General features: G+C 40.8%; 12 protein-coding genes and 6 tRNA genes. 8 read left to right on the top strand and 10 right to left on the bottom strand.

Annotated elements, in window-relative coordinates:
* Positions 1–54 precede the first annotated feature (54 nt).
* Genes ACE2AL_RS07980 through ACE2AL_RS07965 form a run of 4 tightly spaced genes read left to right on the top strand, consistent with a single transcriptional unit; the run spans position 55 to position 4,326 of the window.
* A complete protein-coding gene (locus ACE2AL_RS07980) occupies positions 55–1,179 on the top strand; it encodes a CMD domain-containing protein (protein ID WP_375084220.1) in 1,125 nt (374 codons plus the stop codon).
* Between the two features lie 4 nt (positions 1,180–1,183).
* On the top strand, positions 1,184–2,644 hold the full coding sequence (locus ACE2AL_RS07975) for an NAD(P)/FAD-dependent oxidoreductase (RefSeq protein WP_272681038.1): 1,461 nt from the start codon (positions 1,184–1,186) through the stop codon (positions 2,642–2,644).
* Positions 2,645–2,647: 3 nt separating this feature from the next.
* Entirely contained in the window at positions 2,648–3,661 is a 1,014-nt protein-coding gene (locus ACE2AL_RS07970; RefSeq protein WP_206082422.1) for a methionine ABC transporter ATP-binding protein, read from the top strand.
* Positions 3,658–4,326, top strand: coding sequence for a methionine ABC transporter permease (locus ACE2AL_RS07965; protein WP_206082423.1), 669 nt, complete (start codon positions 3,658–3,660; stop codon positions 4,324–4,326). The genes ACE2AL_RS07970 and ACE2AL_RS07965 overlap by 4 nt, the downstream gene beginning before the upstream one ends.
* A gap of 338 nt (positions 4,327–4,664) precedes the next feature.
* On the opposite strand, the gene ACE2AL_RS07960 is transcribed toward ACE2AL_RS07965, so the two are convergent.
* From ACE2AL_RS07960 to ACE2AL_RS07940, 5 genes are all read right to left on the bottom strand, one after another.
* The gene (locus ACE2AL_RS07960) at positions 4,665–4,958 is read right to left on the bottom strand and encodes a helix-turn-helix domain-containing protein (protein WP_206082424.1); all 294 of its coding nucleotides are present in this window, start codon (positions 4,956–4,958) and stop codon (positions 4,665–4,667) included.
* Between the two features lie 1,768 nt (positions 4,959–6,726).
* A tRNA-Lys gene (locus tag ACE2AL_RS07955) sits at positions 6,727–6,802 on the bottom strand.
* Positions 6,803–6,844: 42 nt separating this feature from the next.
* Positions 6,845–6,920: transfer RNA gene (locus tag ACE2AL_RS07950), tRNA-Val, on the bottom strand.
* A 31-nt stretch (positions 6,921–6,951) separates the two neighbouring features.
* Positions 6,952–7,027, bottom strand: a tRNA-Val gene (locus tag ACE2AL_RS07945).
* Between the two features lie 26 nt (positions 7,028–7,053).
* Positions 7,054–7,129: transfer RNA gene (locus ACE2AL_RS07940), tRNA-Val, on the bottom strand.
* A gap of 437 nt (positions 7,130–7,566) precedes the next feature.
* Between ACE2AL_RS07940 and gltX the strand changes: the two genes are divergently transcribed.
* From gltX to ACE2AL_RS07925, 3 genes are all read left to right on the top strand, one after another.
* Positions 7,567–8,988, top strand: a complete 1,422-nt coding sequence (gltX, locus tag ACE2AL_RS07935; RefSeq protein ID WP_272539205.1) for a glutamate--tRNA ligase — start codon at positions 7,567–7,569, stop codon at positions 8,986–8,988.
* 172 nt (positions 8,989–9,160) lie between these two features.
* Positions 9,161–9,236 (top strand) — tRNA-Ala (locus ACE2AL_RS07930).
* Positions 9,237–9,282: 46 nt separating this feature from the next.
* A tRNA-Ala gene (locus ACE2AL_RS07925) sits at positions 9,283–9,358 on the top strand.
* A 138-nt stretch (positions 9,359–9,496) separates the two neighbouring features.
* Here the strand turns inward: ACE2AL_RS07925 and ACE2AL_RS07920 are convergent.
* Positions 9,497–10,249 (bottom strand): SDR family NAD(P)-dependent oxidoreductase, encoded by a 753-nt coding sequence (locus ACE2AL_RS07920; RefSeq protein ID WP_375084219.1) that lies wholly within the window; start codon positions 10,247–10,249, stop codon positions 9,497–9,499.
* A gap of 121 nt (positions 10,250–10,370) precedes the next feature.
* On the opposite strand from ACE2AL_RS07920, the gene ACE2AL_RS07915 reads away from it, so the two are divergent.
* Positions 10,371–10,787, top strand: a complete 417-nt coding sequence (locus ACE2AL_RS07915; protein WP_206082427.1) for a MarR family transcriptional regulator — start codon at positions 10,371–10,373, stop codon at positions 10,785–10,787.
* Between the two features lie 5 nt (positions 10,788–10,792).
* Here ACE2AL_RS07915 and ACE2AL_RS07910 read toward each other — a convergent pair whose 3' ends face one another.
* From ACE2AL_RS07910 to zipA, 4 genes are all read right to left on the bottom strand, one after another.
* Positions 10,793–11,011 carry a DUF3820 family protein gene (locus ACE2AL_RS07910; protein WP_206082428.1) on the bottom strand — a complete coding sequence of 73 codons (219 nt, stop codon included), beginning with the start codon at positions 11,009–11,011 and terminating at the stop codon, positions 10,793–10,795.
* A gap of 65 nt (positions 11,012–11,076) precedes the next feature.
* Positions 11,077–12,261 carry a NupC/NupG family nucleoside CNT transporter gene (locus ACE2AL_RS07905; protein ID WP_206082429.1) on the bottom strand — a complete coding sequence of 395 codons (1,185 nt, stop codon included), beginning with the start codon at positions 12,259–12,261 and terminating at the stop codon, positions 11,077–11,079.
* A gap of 271 nt (positions 12,262–12,532) precedes the next feature.
* Positions 12,533–14,551, bottom strand: coding sequence for an NAD-dependent DNA ligase LigA (gene ligA, locus ACE2AL_RS07900; protein ID WP_375084218.1), 2,019 nt, complete (start codon positions 14,549–14,551; stop codon positions 12,533–12,535).
* A gap of 56 nt (positions 14,552–14,607) precedes the next feature.
* Positions 14,608–15,600: a cell division protein ZipA gene (zipA, locus tag ACE2AL_RS07895; RefSeq protein WP_206082431.1), complete on the bottom strand. Its 993-nt coding sequence runs from the start codon at positions 15,598–15,600 to the stop codon at positions 14,608–14,610.
* Positions 15,601–15,669 lie beyond the last annotated feature (69 nt).

The raw sequence follows: 15,669 nt of genomic DNA, 5'->3' as shown, positions 1-15,669 counted from the left end.
TGATTGATATGTAATGAAGGAGATAAAAAACGTTTAAAAAAAGTGAGTTGCTTTATGACTATTTTCAATAATGATTTAATTAACACCCTGACACACTTGCCACCAGATTCCGATTTAGCATTAATCCGCCAAGACCGATCAGCCGCAACCTTAAATACCCAAGCCGCATACAGCGAAATTTTCTCTGTACCATCAACACAATTTCCTATTGATGTTCGTTATGGTTTTGCGCATCAGGTTGCAAAATTGACTGGCAGCCAAACATTAGCAGATTTTTATTTTCAACAAGCACCAGCACTAAAAATAGAAAATCTTTCACCTGCTCTGCAAGCTGCTGCGGAATATCTGCAAATATTAACGTTATCTCCTAAAGATACTCAGTTTTTACTCATCGAAACCTTAATTACACAAGGCTGGGAAAATAGCGACATCGTTTTGCTCGCTCAGTTAATTACCTTTGTCACCTATCAAGCTCGTTTAGTCGAAGGAATTGAGCTCTTAACGACATCTAAAAATAATCCACGGGATGTCGCGAAAATAGTCGCGGGCAAATGGAATCATCAACCTTTCACTCGCCAGGGACGCCCATCCCCTACCGCCTTTACACAAGATAATTTAGGTTGGGAAGCTTGGATAACGGCTAGAAAAGCAGAAACGCTAAGCGATGAAGAAACTCAGGTGATGAAAAAATTTGGTCAATTAACCTCTGAATACTTTCTTCTGCTCGCTCACCAAAGCAAGATTTTAGAAATTAGAACCTTAATCGATCGTGGTGTCTTTTACACCGCTGGCGGCCTACCACGCTGGGAACGTGAGTTTGCAGCTGCCGCTGTCAGTAAAGTGAATGGTTGCATTTACTGTGCTTCTGTTCATGCACGCAAAGCCAGCCAGTATGCCAAAGAACGCCGTAGTGATGTCGATAAGCTATTAGCAACGCCGACAGGTGAGATTCTTGCGGATGGCTTTGACGATAGATTGTTAGCAATCACCGATCTCGTGGCGTCTTTATCAGCAACACCGATTCAAGCAACAATATCTCAAGTCGCAACACTACGCCAACTGGGACTATCTGAACTCGAATTGCTTGATTTAATTCAGTCTACTGCGTTTTTCTCATGGGCAAACCGCTTAATGCTTTCCCTCGGTGAGCCATTTGAAATTATGGAGGATAAGGAATAATTTCATGGATAGGATCATTGGCTTAGCGGCTTTAGAAGCGCACATTGCACAAGATTTGCAATATCTTAATCTCCCAATCACATCATGGGCATTATCAGATAATAATATCAACAAACAACATATTGACGTTGCCATTATTGGTGCTGGTATGTCAGGTGTCACGGCTGCATTTGCACTCAAGTTACGTGGTATTAATGCCGTCGTATTTGATAAAGCCATTACTGGAAGTGAAGGGCCTTGGCAAAAACCTGCTCTCATGGAAACACTACGTTCGCCAAAACAGGTTGTAGGGCCCGCTTTAGCTTCCCCCTCATTGACCTTTCAAGCGTGGTTCAAAGCGCAGTTTGGCGATGAAAAATGGGAAGAGTTAGATAAAATTCCTCGCCTTCAGTGGGGAGAGTATTTGCAGTGGTTTAAAGCGATTACTGCACCAAAAGTATTTAATCAATACGAACTGATTGACCTACATTTAACCGATAATGGTAGCAAGTTAATTTTTAAAACACCTGAAGGAACAACAAATTACATCGCACAGCATGTTATTTTAGCCACAGGTATGGAATCCTTTAGTGAACCGAATATTCCCAGTTTTATGGATAATATTCCACAAAACTATTGGGAGCATTCGTATGCAGGCACTGATTACAGCCGCTTTAAAGGGTTAGACATTGGTGTTGTTGGTTATAGCGCAGGTGCAATGGATAGTTCTGCAACAGCCTTAGAGAACGGGGCTAAGAGTGTGGAAATTTTAATCCGTGCCACAGATATGCCACGGGTAAACAGAGGTAAAGTTGCAGGAAGCGCGGGTTTTACTAATGCTTATGCCTATTTTACAGATGCACAAAAATGGCATTATTCAGCGTATGTTGCTGAAGCTAAAACCCCTGCCCCTCATGGCAGTACTTTACGAGTTTCTTGTCATCCAAATGCTTTTTTTAATTTTAATACTCAAATTAAACAGATTGAATTAAAAGATAAAAAACTACATATTTCGACGACAACTGAACAATTCACGTTAGATTATTTGATCCTCGCGACAGGATATAAAATTAATTGGTTCAAACATCCTGCATTTAACCAAATTACCCCTCTAATTAAAACGTGGGCTGATGTTTATACTCCACCAATCAACGAAGCGAATAGTGAACTCGGCGCACACCCTTATTTAGGCTCGCATTTTGAATTACAAGGCAAAAAAACGGCTGACACTGAAAAGTTAAAACAATTTTATTGTTTCAATTTAAGTGCTTCACTTAGCATGGGCCCTGTTATTGGTTTGATCCCTGGTACCAATACAGGTGCAGAGCGTTTAGCTGATCATATTGCCGCTCAATTGTACCTCGCTCATAGAGAAGAACACCTCGAATTAGTGAAAACAAGCCAAGAATTTGAATTATTAGGTGATGAATGGCAACCAGCAGCCTTGCCTTCAGAACGTATGCAGCTAACTGATAATGTAGAGTAAACTATGATTACATTTCAAAATGTCCAAAAAGTATATGAAAAAGATGGGCAATCTTTAGTTGCATTGCAAGATATTAACTTGCATATCAATAAAGGAGATATCTTTGGATTTATTGGCTATAGCGGAGCAGGAAAAAGCTCACTTATTCGTTTGGTCAATCAATTAGAAAAGCCCTCAAGTGGTGCTGTGATTATTGATGGGCAAAATATTGCTCATCAAACTCCCGCTGAAATTCGGGCCCATAAGAGAAGTATAGGAATGATTTTCCAGCATTTTAATTTACTGGAAACCAAAACTGTCGCTCAAAATATTGCAATGCCCTTGGTCTTGCTAGGACTTGATAAAAACGAAATCAGTCAACGTGTTGATAGCATTCTTGAATATGTAGAGCTGAGTGATAAAAAAAATCAATACCCAGGTCAATTATCTGGTGGGCAAAAACAACGCGTGGGTATTGCCCGTGCCCTTATCAATAACCCACAAATTCTGCTGTGTGATGAAGCCACATCTGCCCTTGACCCGCAAACGACACGCTCCATCTTACAGCTATTAAAAAAAATCAGTCGAGAACAAAATATTACCATCTTACTTGTGACACACGAAATGGAAGTTATAGAGCAAGTCTGTAACCGTGTTGCAGTGATGGAGGCGGGTAAAGTCGTGGAAGAAGGCACTGTATTAGATATTTTTGCAAATCCTAAACATTCAACGACCCAAAAGTTTGTTGGGACTGTTTTAAATGAAGAAATACCAGAGCGTGTGCTGCACAATTTAGACCACCAGCAAGATGTTTATCGCCTTGAATTCCTCGGGTCATCAGCTCAAGAGCCTGTTGTTAATGAGCTAATTTTAAAAAAAATCGTCAAAATAAATATTCTCTTTGCCAATATGAAAGAAATCAGTGGGGTAGTACTCGGCAGCATGTTTGTGCAGATTGTGGGTGATAAAGCACAGATTGAAGAAGCTATACAGTTTTTACGCCTGCGTGGCGTAGCGGTTAGCCAGGGGGCATTATGACAGAGTTATTTGAAACAGCCTTAACAAGTAAACAATTTTTACTCGCTATGTCAGAAACATTCACCATGGTGAGTATTGCCTTAGTACTCGGTTCCTTGTTTGGTATTTTACTGGGTATATTACTCGTTATAACGAGACCTGAAGGGATTTGGGAAAACAAATACATATACCGAATTGTTAACCCAATTATCAATATCATTCGCTCTTTACCATTCATTATCTTATTAGTGGCGATGATCCCACTAACCCGTTTTATGGTCGGAACATCGATAGGAACAACCGCGGCAATAGTGCCATTAGTGATTTTTATTGCTCCCTACACTGCCCGCTTAGTGGAAAATTCTCTTTTAAGCGTACACTCAGGGATCATTGAAGCGGCAGATTCTATGGGTGCAACAAATTGGCAAATTGTTTGGCATTTCATTTTACCAGAAGCTAAATCTTCTCTTATTTTAAGTTTGACTGCAGCAAGTATTACTTTAGTCGGTGCGACAGCTATGGCAGGAGCAGTAGGCGGTGGTGGTGTTGGCGATCTTGCTTTGAACTATGGCTATCAACGCTTTGATAATGTGGCAATGGCCATTACTGTTGTGACATTAATCATCATTGTCCAAGGGATGCAATTTATTGGCGACTACCTTGCCAGAAAAGCGCGTTTTCATTGATGATTCTTAAAGTTGATAGCGTTGCGTTATCAACTTTATTTTTCTATTTTCGCGGTTTCAATTTAGCTCACCTAGTAGCGAATCTAAAGCTTGACTATTTATCCTGTAATTAATCTCTGTTTAATTTAAAGTTAATTTCAGGCATATTATATAATAAAAAAATAAAAGCCCATTACAGGCTTTTATTTTTAAAGTTACACAGTATGAGAGATAAATAATGTATTTATTCTTTTTAATGAATTTAAAATGGTGATCAAACTTAATTTAAGTCCTTAATTGAAACAATTAGAAGTTAAAATCAAGTTAAGTTTCATTATGAGACAAAATAATTATTTATATTATACTAAAGAATAAATAGAATCATCGATCCCTTTAGTATCCCTTCTTTCTTCTGGTTGGGTATCATCTTGCAGCACTTCACTAAAAAACTCACCCATATTAACGCCTAAGACTTTTAATACGCGAACTAAACAATCAATATCAATACGATTTACACCGCGCTCATAACGAAATAATTGTTGTTCACTAATATCTATCTCTTTAGCTAACTGAAACACAGTATAGCCTTGAGCTTTTCTTAGCGTTTTAATTTTTTGTCCAACTGCACAAGCGACAGGATATTTTGTATTCATAAACATTCTCGCTTCAATTTATATTAATGAAATAAAAATTAGCAGATAAGTAGCTGCCATTTTTTTATTTTTTATGTTTTATATAATAAGTAGAACTTTGATAGTATTGCTGACGATTCAGCATATATCGATGGGAATGATATACTAGCAATCTAATTAGTTTCAACTAATCTTAAAATGATGTTACATTTATGTAACGAGATATTACAAGTCATTTACCCTATAAAAAAACAATAATTATCCCATAAATATCATACTATTATGATTAGTAAGGCAACTCCCACCCTTACCCATATTACTTGTATCACAATGAACACGACGGAATATTACACTAAAATAACAGATTTTATCCGATGTATCATCTGAAAACAAAGGAAATAAATAGAATAATTTAACACTGTAACAATATTAATGATTTTAAGAATGAACAATCATTTAACGAATAAAAAACAATCAGATATCATTTATATCTGTAAACAATGGTAAAAATAATAAGTTTTACCTCTAAAAACCTTTGGCAACATTAAATATCAATAACATATAGGAATGAATATTCTGTTACAATTAATGAAACGCTAAATTTTTAAAGTAGCATGGTAAATATTTACCAAATAACAGTGCTCAACATAACAAAACCATAACGTTAAGGAAGTTTATTATTCACTTTACTTGATGAACATCACAAAAATATGACAAACTAATACTATTAGATTATCTTATTTTAATATTGATAATTTTATCTTCGAATGAAAGTGGCGATATTAAACCCTCAAAATTTACAAATTATTAAAATTTAACCCCAAAAATACTCAAACACCCTTTTTAACGTTAAACATCCATATTTATTATGAACACATTCTATTCTAACGTTATAAAGTAATTCTCTTTACTTTATAATTCATTATTTGTAAGTTATTGATAACAATACCAAAAACGTGCCTCTATATCATCAATCATAGCAGCAGTCAGGAAAAGGTATCGCTTATATTGATTTTCAATGAGTAGATGACCTTTCAGAACATGAAATATATAGAAATAGTCCTTCAACCTTTAAGCACTATGTTCTGTTATACACTATTGGATGCTGAGATGATGGCTTAAGATGGTGGGTCGTGCAGGATTTAAATCCTTCGGATTTAGCCTTCGACCTGAACCTACAACCAGCTTATCGAGGTATCGCTAACCGATTAAGTATTTACTGGATTATGTTTTGGAAGCTGAGGTGATGACTTAAGATGGTGGGTCGTGCAGGATTTAAATCCTTCGAATTTAGCCTTCGGCCTGAACCTGCAACCAGCTTATCGAGGTATGGAAACCGATTGAATATCGACTTGAATGCGTGTTGGATACTGTGATGTGTGGCTTGAGATGGTGGGTCGTGCAGGATTTAAATCCTTCGGATTTAGCCTTCGGCCTGAACCTGCAACCAGCTTGTCGAGGTATCGCTAACCGATTGAGTATTTACTGGATTATGTTTTGGAAGCGGAGATGATGTCTTAAGATGGTGGGTCGTGCAGGACTTAAATCCTTCGGATTTAGCCTTCGGCCTGAACCTGCAACCAGCTTGTCGAGGTATCGCTAACCGATTAAGTATTTACTGGATTATGTTTTGGAAGCTGAGATGATGGCTTAAGATGGTGGGTCGTGCAGGATTTAAATCCTTCGGATTTAGCCTTCGGCCTGAACCTGCAACCAGCTTGTCGAGGTATCGCTAACCGATTAAGTATTTACTGGATTATGTTTTGGAAGCTGAGATGATGGCTTAAGATGGTGGGTCGTGCAGGATTCGAACCTGCGACCAATTGATTAAAAGTCAACTGCTCTACCGACTGAGCTAACGACCCATCTAGATTTGATTTGTGTTTTAATGTGAGTAGTTAATGAAGTGGTGGGCGATAGCGGGCTCGAACCACTGACCCCCTCCTTGTAAGGGAGGTGCTCTACCAACTGAGCTAATCGCCCACTTCATAACTTGTACCACATTATAAATGATTGGTGGGCGATAGCGGGCTCGAACCACTGACCCCCTCCTTGTAAGGGAGGTGCTCTACCAACTGAGCTAATCGCCCAATCATTTATTTTTCATCGTCAACGGTGGTGGGCGATAGCGGGCTCGAACCACTGACCCCCTCCTTGTAAGGGAGGTGCTCTACCAACTGAGCTAATCGCCCCGTCGTCGATGGAGGTGCATTATAGGGATACGGAGTTCAGAGTCAACGCTTTTTCGATAGATTTTTTTCGTTCGTTGCAAAATTAATCAAGATGTTTCAATATTCGCCAGAAAAGCTGCCTTTTTAATCAATTACCTATATAATTTAGCGTTTATATTCTTTCATAAACAGAAAATAAATTTTCACTTCAGCTTCAATTTCATTTTTTGCCTCACTTTTCCATTTTCTTTTCTTGTATCTTCATAACTTGATTGAGGAATCACCACAGGATGATAGAATAGAGGCACATTTTAGCAATGCTGACAGACTTCACGCGTTTAAAGCTTCATACGGCACTATTATCTATTGTAATGTGTTGCATACATTAGCCTTCTATTTATTCAGCCGTGAACTCTTAAGCACTTCAAAAACAATGTTTTGCAATTAAGGCAATCTCGATGAGTAAAATCAAAACCCGTTTTGCACCAAGCCCAACTGGCTATTTACACGTTGGTGGTGCGCGTACCGCTCTTTATTCCTGGTTATTTAGTCGCCACAACCAGGGCGAATTTGTCCTGCGCATTGAAGATACCGACTTAGAACGTTCAACTCAGGAAGCTATCGATGCCATTATGGACGGTATGAACTGGTTGAATTTAAATTGGGATGAAGGCCCTTATTATCAGACCAAGCGTTTTGATCGTTATAACGCAGTGATTGACCAAATGTTAGAAGCTGGCACCGCTTATCGTTGTTTCTGCTCAAAAGAACGTTTGGAAGCTCTGCGTGAAGAGCAAATGGCGAACAATGAAAAACCTCGCTATGACGGTTGCTGCCGCGACCATGCGCATAACCACACCGCTGATGAACCGCATGTTGTTCGTTTCCGTAACCCGCAAGACGGTTCTGTGATTTTTGACGATAAAATCCGCGGCCCAATTGAATTTAGTAACCAAGAGTTAGACGATTTAATTATTCGTCGCACTGATGGCTCACCAACTTATAACTTCTGTGTTGTTATTGATGACTGGGATATGGAAATTACTCACGTTATCCGCGGTGAAGACCATATCAACAATACACCTCGTCAAATCAACATTCTAAAAGCACTAGGCGCACCAGTACCTGTGTATGCACACGTTTCCATGATTTTAGGTGATGACGGTAAAAAACTGTCTAAACGCCATGGTGCTGTAAGTGTCATGCAATACCGTGATGATGGTTATTTGCCACAAGCGCTACTGAACTATTTAGTCCGTCTAGGTTGGTCTCACGGTGACCAAGAAATTTTCACCGTTGACGAAATGAAAGAATTTTTCAGCCTTGATGCAATCAGCAAATCAGCAAGTGCATTTAACACTGAAAAACTGCAATGGCTAAATCACCATTATATCAATGCATTGCCTGCTGAAGAAGTGGCTGTGTACCTTGCATGGCATATTGAGCAACAACATATTGATACCCGCAATGGCCCTCAATTAGTTGAGCTAATTAAGTTACTTGGCGAACGTTGTAAGACACTGAAAGAAATGGCTGAATCTTGTCATTATTTCTATCAAGACTTTGAAGAGTTCGATGCAGACGCAGCGAAAAAACACCTGCGCCCTGTTGCTCGCCAACCATTAGAAGTGGTTAAAGAAAAATTAACCGCAATCACCGATTGGACCGCAGAAAATGTCCACCAAGCAATTGAAGCCACTGCCGCTGAATTAGACGTGGGAATGGGTAAAGTGGGTATGCCGTTACGTGTTGCTGTGACGGGTGCTGGCCAGTCCCCAGGCCTCGATGTGACCGTCCACGCCATTGGTCAAGCACGTTCTATTGCACGCATTGAAAAAGCCTTAGCATTTATTGCTGAACGCGAAGCTTCTGCACAATAATTTATGCCATTTCTGCCCTCATTTCTTGGGGGCAGTTTTTTCTCTCTTATTTCTATCCTTGCGTTGATTGCAAAATGCTCTATATTTCAGCAATTAAACGGAAAAGCCGATTATTTTATTGACACTCCTACCGAGCTTGAATATGATGCCTCCCGTCCAAAAGATTTTGATTGGGGCTATAGCTCAGCTGGGAGAGCGCTTGCATGGCATGCAAGAGGTCAGCGGTTCGATCCCGCTTAGCTCCACCATCTAATTCCCTGTTAGATGGCTCTAAATAACAAAGTCTATCGATTTGGGGCTATAGCTCAGCTGGGAGAGCGCTTGCATGGCATGCAAGAGGTCAGCGGTTCGATCCCGCTTAGCTCCACCATAATTTCCTTCTGCTTTATCTTTCTTAAATCTAATAATTTCGAGCCTCAAAATACCCCTATTGTACTCAGCAGTATTCGGCGTATCCAACCTCAAACATTTCATAAGGAAAGCCTGTAAGCTCACGTTTTATCATCTATTACTGTGCTGTATAGCCACCATCAATAGGAATAAACGCCCCCGTTATAAAACTGCTGTCTGTTGATAATAAAAAAGCCACCACATTGGCGATTTCCTCTGTTTTTGCCATCCTCCCCATCGGGTGCGTTGATGCCATCCAATTTTGAGTATCCTGCGGTAACATCGCAATATTCGGTGTTTCAACATAGCCTGGCCCTACAGCATTAATCCGTATGCCTTTTTGGGCATTCTCTAATGCCGCTGAACGAGTGAGGCCTAACACCGCGTGTTTCGCTGCGGTATAAGGGGCTATCCCTGCTATCCCTGTTACACCATTGCAAGCGGATAAGTTTACTATTGCCCCACCGCCACTGCGATGAATTGCAGGTATGGCATATTTCAAGCCATGAAATGCCCCTGTAATATCCGTTTCAATCACGTCATGCCATGCTTCTAATGGATAATCTTCGATATTCACACCATGTGGACCTGTCACCCCCGCGTTGTTGACTAAGAAATGCAGTGCACCATATTTCATTTCTACCTGCTCAATCGTTGATTGAAAATCCTTTGCGCTTGCCACATCCATTTTTATTACACTAATACGCTCCCCTGTTGGTGTAATTTCCTGGGCTGCCTGCGTTAGTACATCTTCATGACGTCCTGTCATAACGACTGTCGCACCCAATGAGTGTAGTTTTTGTGCAATTCCAAAACCGACACCTGTAGATGCCCCTGTTACCAATGCGATTTGATTTGTGAATTGTTGCATAGCCGCCTCAATTATAATTAACTTTAGTTAACTATAATTGATTAACTTTGGTTAATCAATGCCTCGTTTTCTGCCTAGCGCCAAGGTATACTTCAACTGTTGAATAATAAGGAAGAATTTTATGCCTAGTACCCTTGAAGACGCATTATCATTATTGCAATGCACACTTGTTGCTCGCCGTGTCAGTTTCACACCAGAGCAAATTACATGGGGACAATACGATGTACTGGAGATATTGAGGCTTAAAGGTGACTTAACACCAAGCCAGCTAAGTCAATCACTGGGAATTTCACGGCAAAATTTATCGAAGTTTTTGCGGGTATTAAAATCTTTTGAGTTTGTCGAACAATATCAGTCTGAAGAAGATAAGCGGGAATTGATCACCCACTTGACAGAAAAAGGGGCTCATTTTTTACAGCGTGCAGCAACAGGGCGAGCAGAAAATGCATTAAAAGTTAAAGCCGCATTAACGCAGCAAGAACAAGATATCTTTATTCAACTGAGCAAAAAAATTACTGCCGCTTTAGGGCATGAGTGATCTGATCACTTAGCCCGTTTTAATGGCTTTACAAGCCCTTCTAACCCTTCAATTTTTAACCCAAGGGCCATTTCCATTAATTGGCCAAGACGCCCTGGTGGGAACTCTCCTTTCTTATAAAACCAAAGAAGGTATTCCTCAGGCAAATCAATCAAGATACAGCCTTTATATTTACCAAATGGCATATAGGTATTTGCCATATCGATAAGATCTTGCTTTTCCATTCTTGCTCCCATAAAAAAACGGCGTCCTAATGAACGCCGCTCTTAATTTAACACTTTTTTGCGAATTACAATACTAATCCGACAACCGCAGCGGATAAGAAGCTGACTAAAGTTGAACCGTACAGTAATTTCAGGCCGAAACGTGCTACTGTGTTACCTTGTTTTTCATCTAACCCTTTGATAGCACCAGCGATGATACCAATTGAAGAGAAGTTAGCAAATGACACTAAGAACACAGATAAGATACCGACAGAACGCTCAGATAAACCACTTGCAATAGCTTGTAAGCCATCCATTGCAACGAATTCATTCGTTACCATTTTAACTGCCATGATCCCACCCACTTGTAGGGCTTCATCCGCTGGGATACCTAAGATCCAAGCAAATGGATAAAATACATAGCCCAACATAGTTTGGAAATCGATACCGAAAATCGCAGAGAAAATACCGTTAATCATGGCAATCAGAGCGATAAAACCAATCAGCATGGCAGAAACAATAATCGCAACTTTAAACCCTGCAAGAATATATTCACCTAACATTTCAAAGAAGCTTTGGCCTTCATGCAGGTTGCTCATTTGAATGTCTTCTTCACCTTCTGGTGGGTACGGGTTGATTAAAGACAGCACCACGAAAGTACCAAACATATTCAGAACTAATGCTGCAACCACAAAACGCGGTTCCAACATCGTCATATATGCTCCCACGATTGACATGGAAACAGTCGACATAGCTGTCGCTGCCATGGTGTACATTCTGCGATCAGACATGCGGTTAAGCTGGTCTTTATAAGCGATAAAGTTTTCAGACTGACCTAGCAGTAATGAACTTACTGCGTTGAATGATTCCAGTTTACCCATTCCGTTAACTTTAGATAACACCGTACCGATGATACGAATAACGATCGGTAGAATTTTAACGTGCTGTAAAATACCAATTAACGCAGAAATAAAGATAATTGGGCACAGAACTTGTAAGAAGAAGAACGCTAAATTCCCTTCAATCATGCCACCAAAGATAAATTTTGTCCCTTCTGCTGCGTAACCGAGTAAGTGAGTAAACACCCCCGCCACACCGAGAACAAAAGATTCACCGATATTCGATTTTAAGAACAGATATGCTAATGCAATTTGGATAACAAGTAGTTGAACAACATAACGAGGACGGATCCCCTTACGGTTACTACTTGCTAAAATAGCAAGAGCGGCGATTACTACTAAAGATAAAACGAAATGCAGGATCGAGGTCATATGCGACTCCAACAAATTTAAGAATCAGTCTATGTGCATATTCTATGTAATAGACAACATTTAAATGAGACAGGCATCACATTAATATGAAAACAGAGTGGGTGTATTTTGCAGAAAGAAGAAGAGGATCACGTTTTAAATAGCAGAAAAGAGACAGATGACCTTTTCTGCATAGAAATTAAATTCAAAATTTAATTTAGGTCTAACAACCTATCAGTGACTTAGTCACCTCACCTAAGTGAAATAACTAAGCCAAATAGAATATAGTTCACTATTTAGTATTCAGCAAACGAATCAACTCATCCTCATCAATAACTGGAATACCTAACTCATTCGCTTTTGCTAATTTCGAACCCGCAGCTTCACCCGCAATCACCATATCGGTTTTCTTCGAAACACTACCTGCGACTTTTGCCCCCAGAGCCACCAGCTTATCTTTCGCCTCATCACGGGTTAAAATACTCATCGAACCTGTTAAAACCACAGTTTTACCTGCAAATGGGCTATCGATTTCTGCACTATTAATCACTTTGACTTCTGGCCAATGAATATTCGCTTTCGTGATTAAATCGTTAATAACTGCCTGGTTATGCGCTTCGTGGAAAAAATTCACCACATGTTTCGCAACCACATGGCCGATATCTTGCACCGTTTTTAAAGACTCTTCATCCGCTGCCATGACCGCATCTAGCGTTGCATAATGTGCCGCTAAATTAGCCGCGGTCGCCTCCCCAACTTCACGGATCCCTAATGCATAAATAAAGCGCGCTAACGTAGTTTGTTTAGACTTTTCGAGCGCATCAATCAGCTTTTGCGCAGATTTTGGCCCCATTCTATCCAAACCCGTCAATTTACCTGCGCTTAATTGATAAAGATCGGCTGGCGTTTTCACATATTCTTTTTCGACAAGTTGATCGATAATTTTATCGCCCATGCCATCAACATCCATTGCACGGCGAGACACAAAGTGTTTGAGTGCTTCTTTACGCTGCGCCCCACAAATTAAGCCACCAGTACAACGGGCAACGGCTTCACCTTCAATACGTTCAATGTCTGAACCACAAACAGGGCACTGGGTTGGAAAGACAATTTCACGACTATCCGCAGGACGTTTATCCGCTACCACACTGACAATCTGCGGGATGACATCCCCAGCACGACGAATAATCACTGTATCGCCAATATGCACGCCAAGACGCTCGATTTCATCTGCATTATGCAATGTCGCATTACTGACCATAACCCCCGCCACTTGGACAGGCTCAAGACGTGCTACGGGGGTAATCGCCCCTGTTCGCCCAACTTGGAACTCAACGTCTTTCAATAGAGTAATTTGCTCTTGTGCTGGGAATTTGAAGGCTGTAGCCCAGCGCGGTGCGCGGGAAACGAAACCTAATTCCTCTTGAATCGCAATTGAATTCACCTTGATCACCACCCCATCGATATCAAACCCTAATTCTGGACGAATTTGTTCGATTTGGTGATAAAAATCCAGTACAGCTTGGTGGCCTTGGCGCAGTTGTACATAGTCACTGACAGGGAGTCCCCACGCTTTAAACAGCTGTAAACGTTCATAATGTGTATCTGGCAATGTACCGCCTTCAACTAGCCCAACGCCATAACAATAGAATGTCAGTGGCCTTTTAGTGGTAATACGCGGGTCAAGCTGTCGCAAAGAGCCCGCAGCAGCGTTACGTGGGTTAGCAAAAACTTTACCGTCGGTTCTACGCGCTTCTGCATTTAGTGCTTCAAACCCTTTTTGTGGCATAAACACTTCGCCACGAATTTCCACACGAGCAGGAATATTATCCCCCATTAAACGCAGTGGAATTGCACGAATAGTACGTACATTTGCGGTAATATTTTCCCCCACCGTTCCATCACCACGAGTAGCAGCTTGCACAAATTCACCATTCTCATACAACAAACTAACCGCCAAACCATCAAGCTTCAATTCACAGCAAAATGTGAGTTCATTATGGTTTTTTAAGCGATCTCTAACCCGCTTATCAAAAGCCAAGTAACTCTCTTCATCAAAAACGTTATCCAAAGACAGCATCGGAATTTCATGGCGCACCGTTTCAAATGCTGACAAAGGTGCAGCACCGACACGCTGAGTGGGGGAATCGCTGGTGATAAGCTCTGGGTTCATTTCTTCCAGTGCCTTCAAGCGTTGCATTAATTTGTCATATTCCGCATCAGGAATTTCTGGGGCGTCCAATACATGGTATTGATATTCGTGATGACGCAGCTGTTTTTTTAATTGGTCGATTTCGTTTTTGGTAGTCATGATCCACTCGTAAAGATAAAAAACCCCCAATCAAGGGGGCTTTGTAAAACGCTTGTTTAATTTAGTGTGTTTCTGATCCGCGCATGATACACCTCTATTTTTTGCGGTGTCAGCATCTTACGCTCATCATCTAGCACCACCCCGCCTGCATCGGATGCAATGCGCTGCGCCGCTTGTAACATCAGTTTAAAGTTTTGGCTCGCATCACCGTAGGATGGCACCATCATAAACATGGAAATACCTGGTGTAGAGAAATCAGCCATGGTTTCAGGGTCAAAAGAACCTGGTTTTACCATATTCGCTAAACTAAACAGCACAGGCCCAGTACCTGACGGGTTCACGTGACGGTGGAATATTTTCATTTCACCGAATTGGAATCCCGCTTGAAGAATACTTTGTAGCAAGAGCTCACCTTGTAATTCTTGCCCCTGATGCGCCGCTACATGAAGTACCAGGACTGTCTCCTTGCTATTTGTTGTAGCAGAATTTTTCTGTGGCTCAGTTTTCGTCTCAGTGTGCGGCGGTGTCTGTTCATGATGTATCGGTTGTGTCTCTTCTTGTAGATTGTGGGTGTCAATATGGGGCTCCGATGCATTATGGTGCACGGGTTGAGTATGTATTTCAGGCTCAGCCACAATATCATCATTCATGTTGATGGTGAGCTGCTCTGGCACATGCGGCTCTTGAATACGCTGAACAACAGGCTCATCATGAACAGGCTGCTCTGACGTAGCACTCATTTTAATTTCAGGTTCAACCGACGGTAATGGCTGTATATTAGGTTCAACTTGAGACTCATTTTTTACCGGATATACAGGCTCAGTCGCAGCGGGTTGAACAGGTACCTGCTGAGTTGATTGATTTTCAGTAAATAATGCAGAATCATCATAATTCGATGAATTCTCCTGCGTATCATTTTTTCTACGTTTTACAGGTCTATCGCGAAATAACTTTGAGCGCTCTTTACGGCTGGTCCATAAACCATGCAGTAATAAAGCGACAATCGCTATCGCACCTACGACCACTAATATTAGACGCAAATCCTGCATCGCTGCTATCTCTAGTTGATGAATGAAAGTGCCATCACGGCGGAAACTACCTTAAGATTATTTCTCAAT

Source organism: Providencia xihuensis (assembly GCF_041953405.1).
GTDB classification, from domain to species: Bacteria; Pseudomonadota; Gammaproteobacteria; order Enterobacterales; family Enterobacteriaceae; genus Providencia; species Providencia vermicola.
This window is presented reverse-complemented; position numbering and strand designations above follow the sequence as displayed.

What these genes read in the sequence shown, in the direction of transcription:
- ACE2AL_RS07980 (WP_375084220.1), top strand. Translation starts at nt 55, where the DNA reads ATGACTATTTTCAATAATGATTTAATTAACACCCTGACACACTTGCCA.
- ACE2AL_RS07975 (WP_272681038.1), top strand. Translation starts at nt 1,184, where the DNA reads ATGGATAGGATCATTGGCTTAGCGGCTTTAGAAGCGCACATTGCACAA.
- ACE2AL_RS07970 (WP_206082422.1), top strand. Translation starts at nt 2,648, where the DNA reads ATGATTACATTTCAAAATGTCCAAAAAGTATATGAAAAAGATGGGCAA.
- ACE2AL_RS07965 (WP_206082423.1), top strand. Translation starts at nt 3,658, where the DNA reads ATGACAGAGTTATTTGAAACAGCCTTAACAAGTAAACAATTTTTACTC.
- ACE2AL_RS07960 (WP_206082424.1), bottom strand. Translation starts at nt 4,958, where the DNA reads ATGAATACAAAATATCCTGTCGCTTGTGCAGTTGGACAAAAAATTAAA.
- gltX (WP_272539205.1), top strand. Translation starts at nt 7,567, where the DNA reads ATGAGTAAAATCAAAACCCGTTTTGCACCAAGCCCAACTGGCTATTTA.
- ACE2AL_RS07920 (WP_375084219.1), bottom strand. Translation starts at nt 10,249, where the DNA reads ATGCAACAATTCACAAATCAAATCGCATTGGTAACAGGGGCATCTACA.
- ACE2AL_RS07915 (WP_206082427.1), top strand. Translation starts at nt 10,371, where the DNA reads ATGCCTAGTACCCTTGAAGACGCATTATCATTATTGCAATGCACACTT.
- ACE2AL_RS07910 (WP_206082428.1), bottom strand. Translation starts at nt 11,011, where the DNA reads ATGGAAAAGCAAGATCTTATCGATATGGCAAATACCTATATGCCATTT.
- ACE2AL_RS07905 (WP_206082429.1), bottom strand. Translation starts at nt 12,261, where the DNA reads ATGACCTCGATCCTGCATTTCGTTTTATCTTTAGTAGTAATCGCCGCT.
- ligA (WP_375084218.1), bottom strand. Translation starts at nt 14,551, where the DNA reads ATGACTACCAAAAACGAAATCGACCAATTAAAAAAACAGCTGCGTCAT.
- zipA (WP_206082431.1), bottom strand. Translation starts at nt 15,600, where the DNA reads ATGCAGGATTTGCGTCTAATATTAGTGGTCGTAGGTGCGATAGCGATT.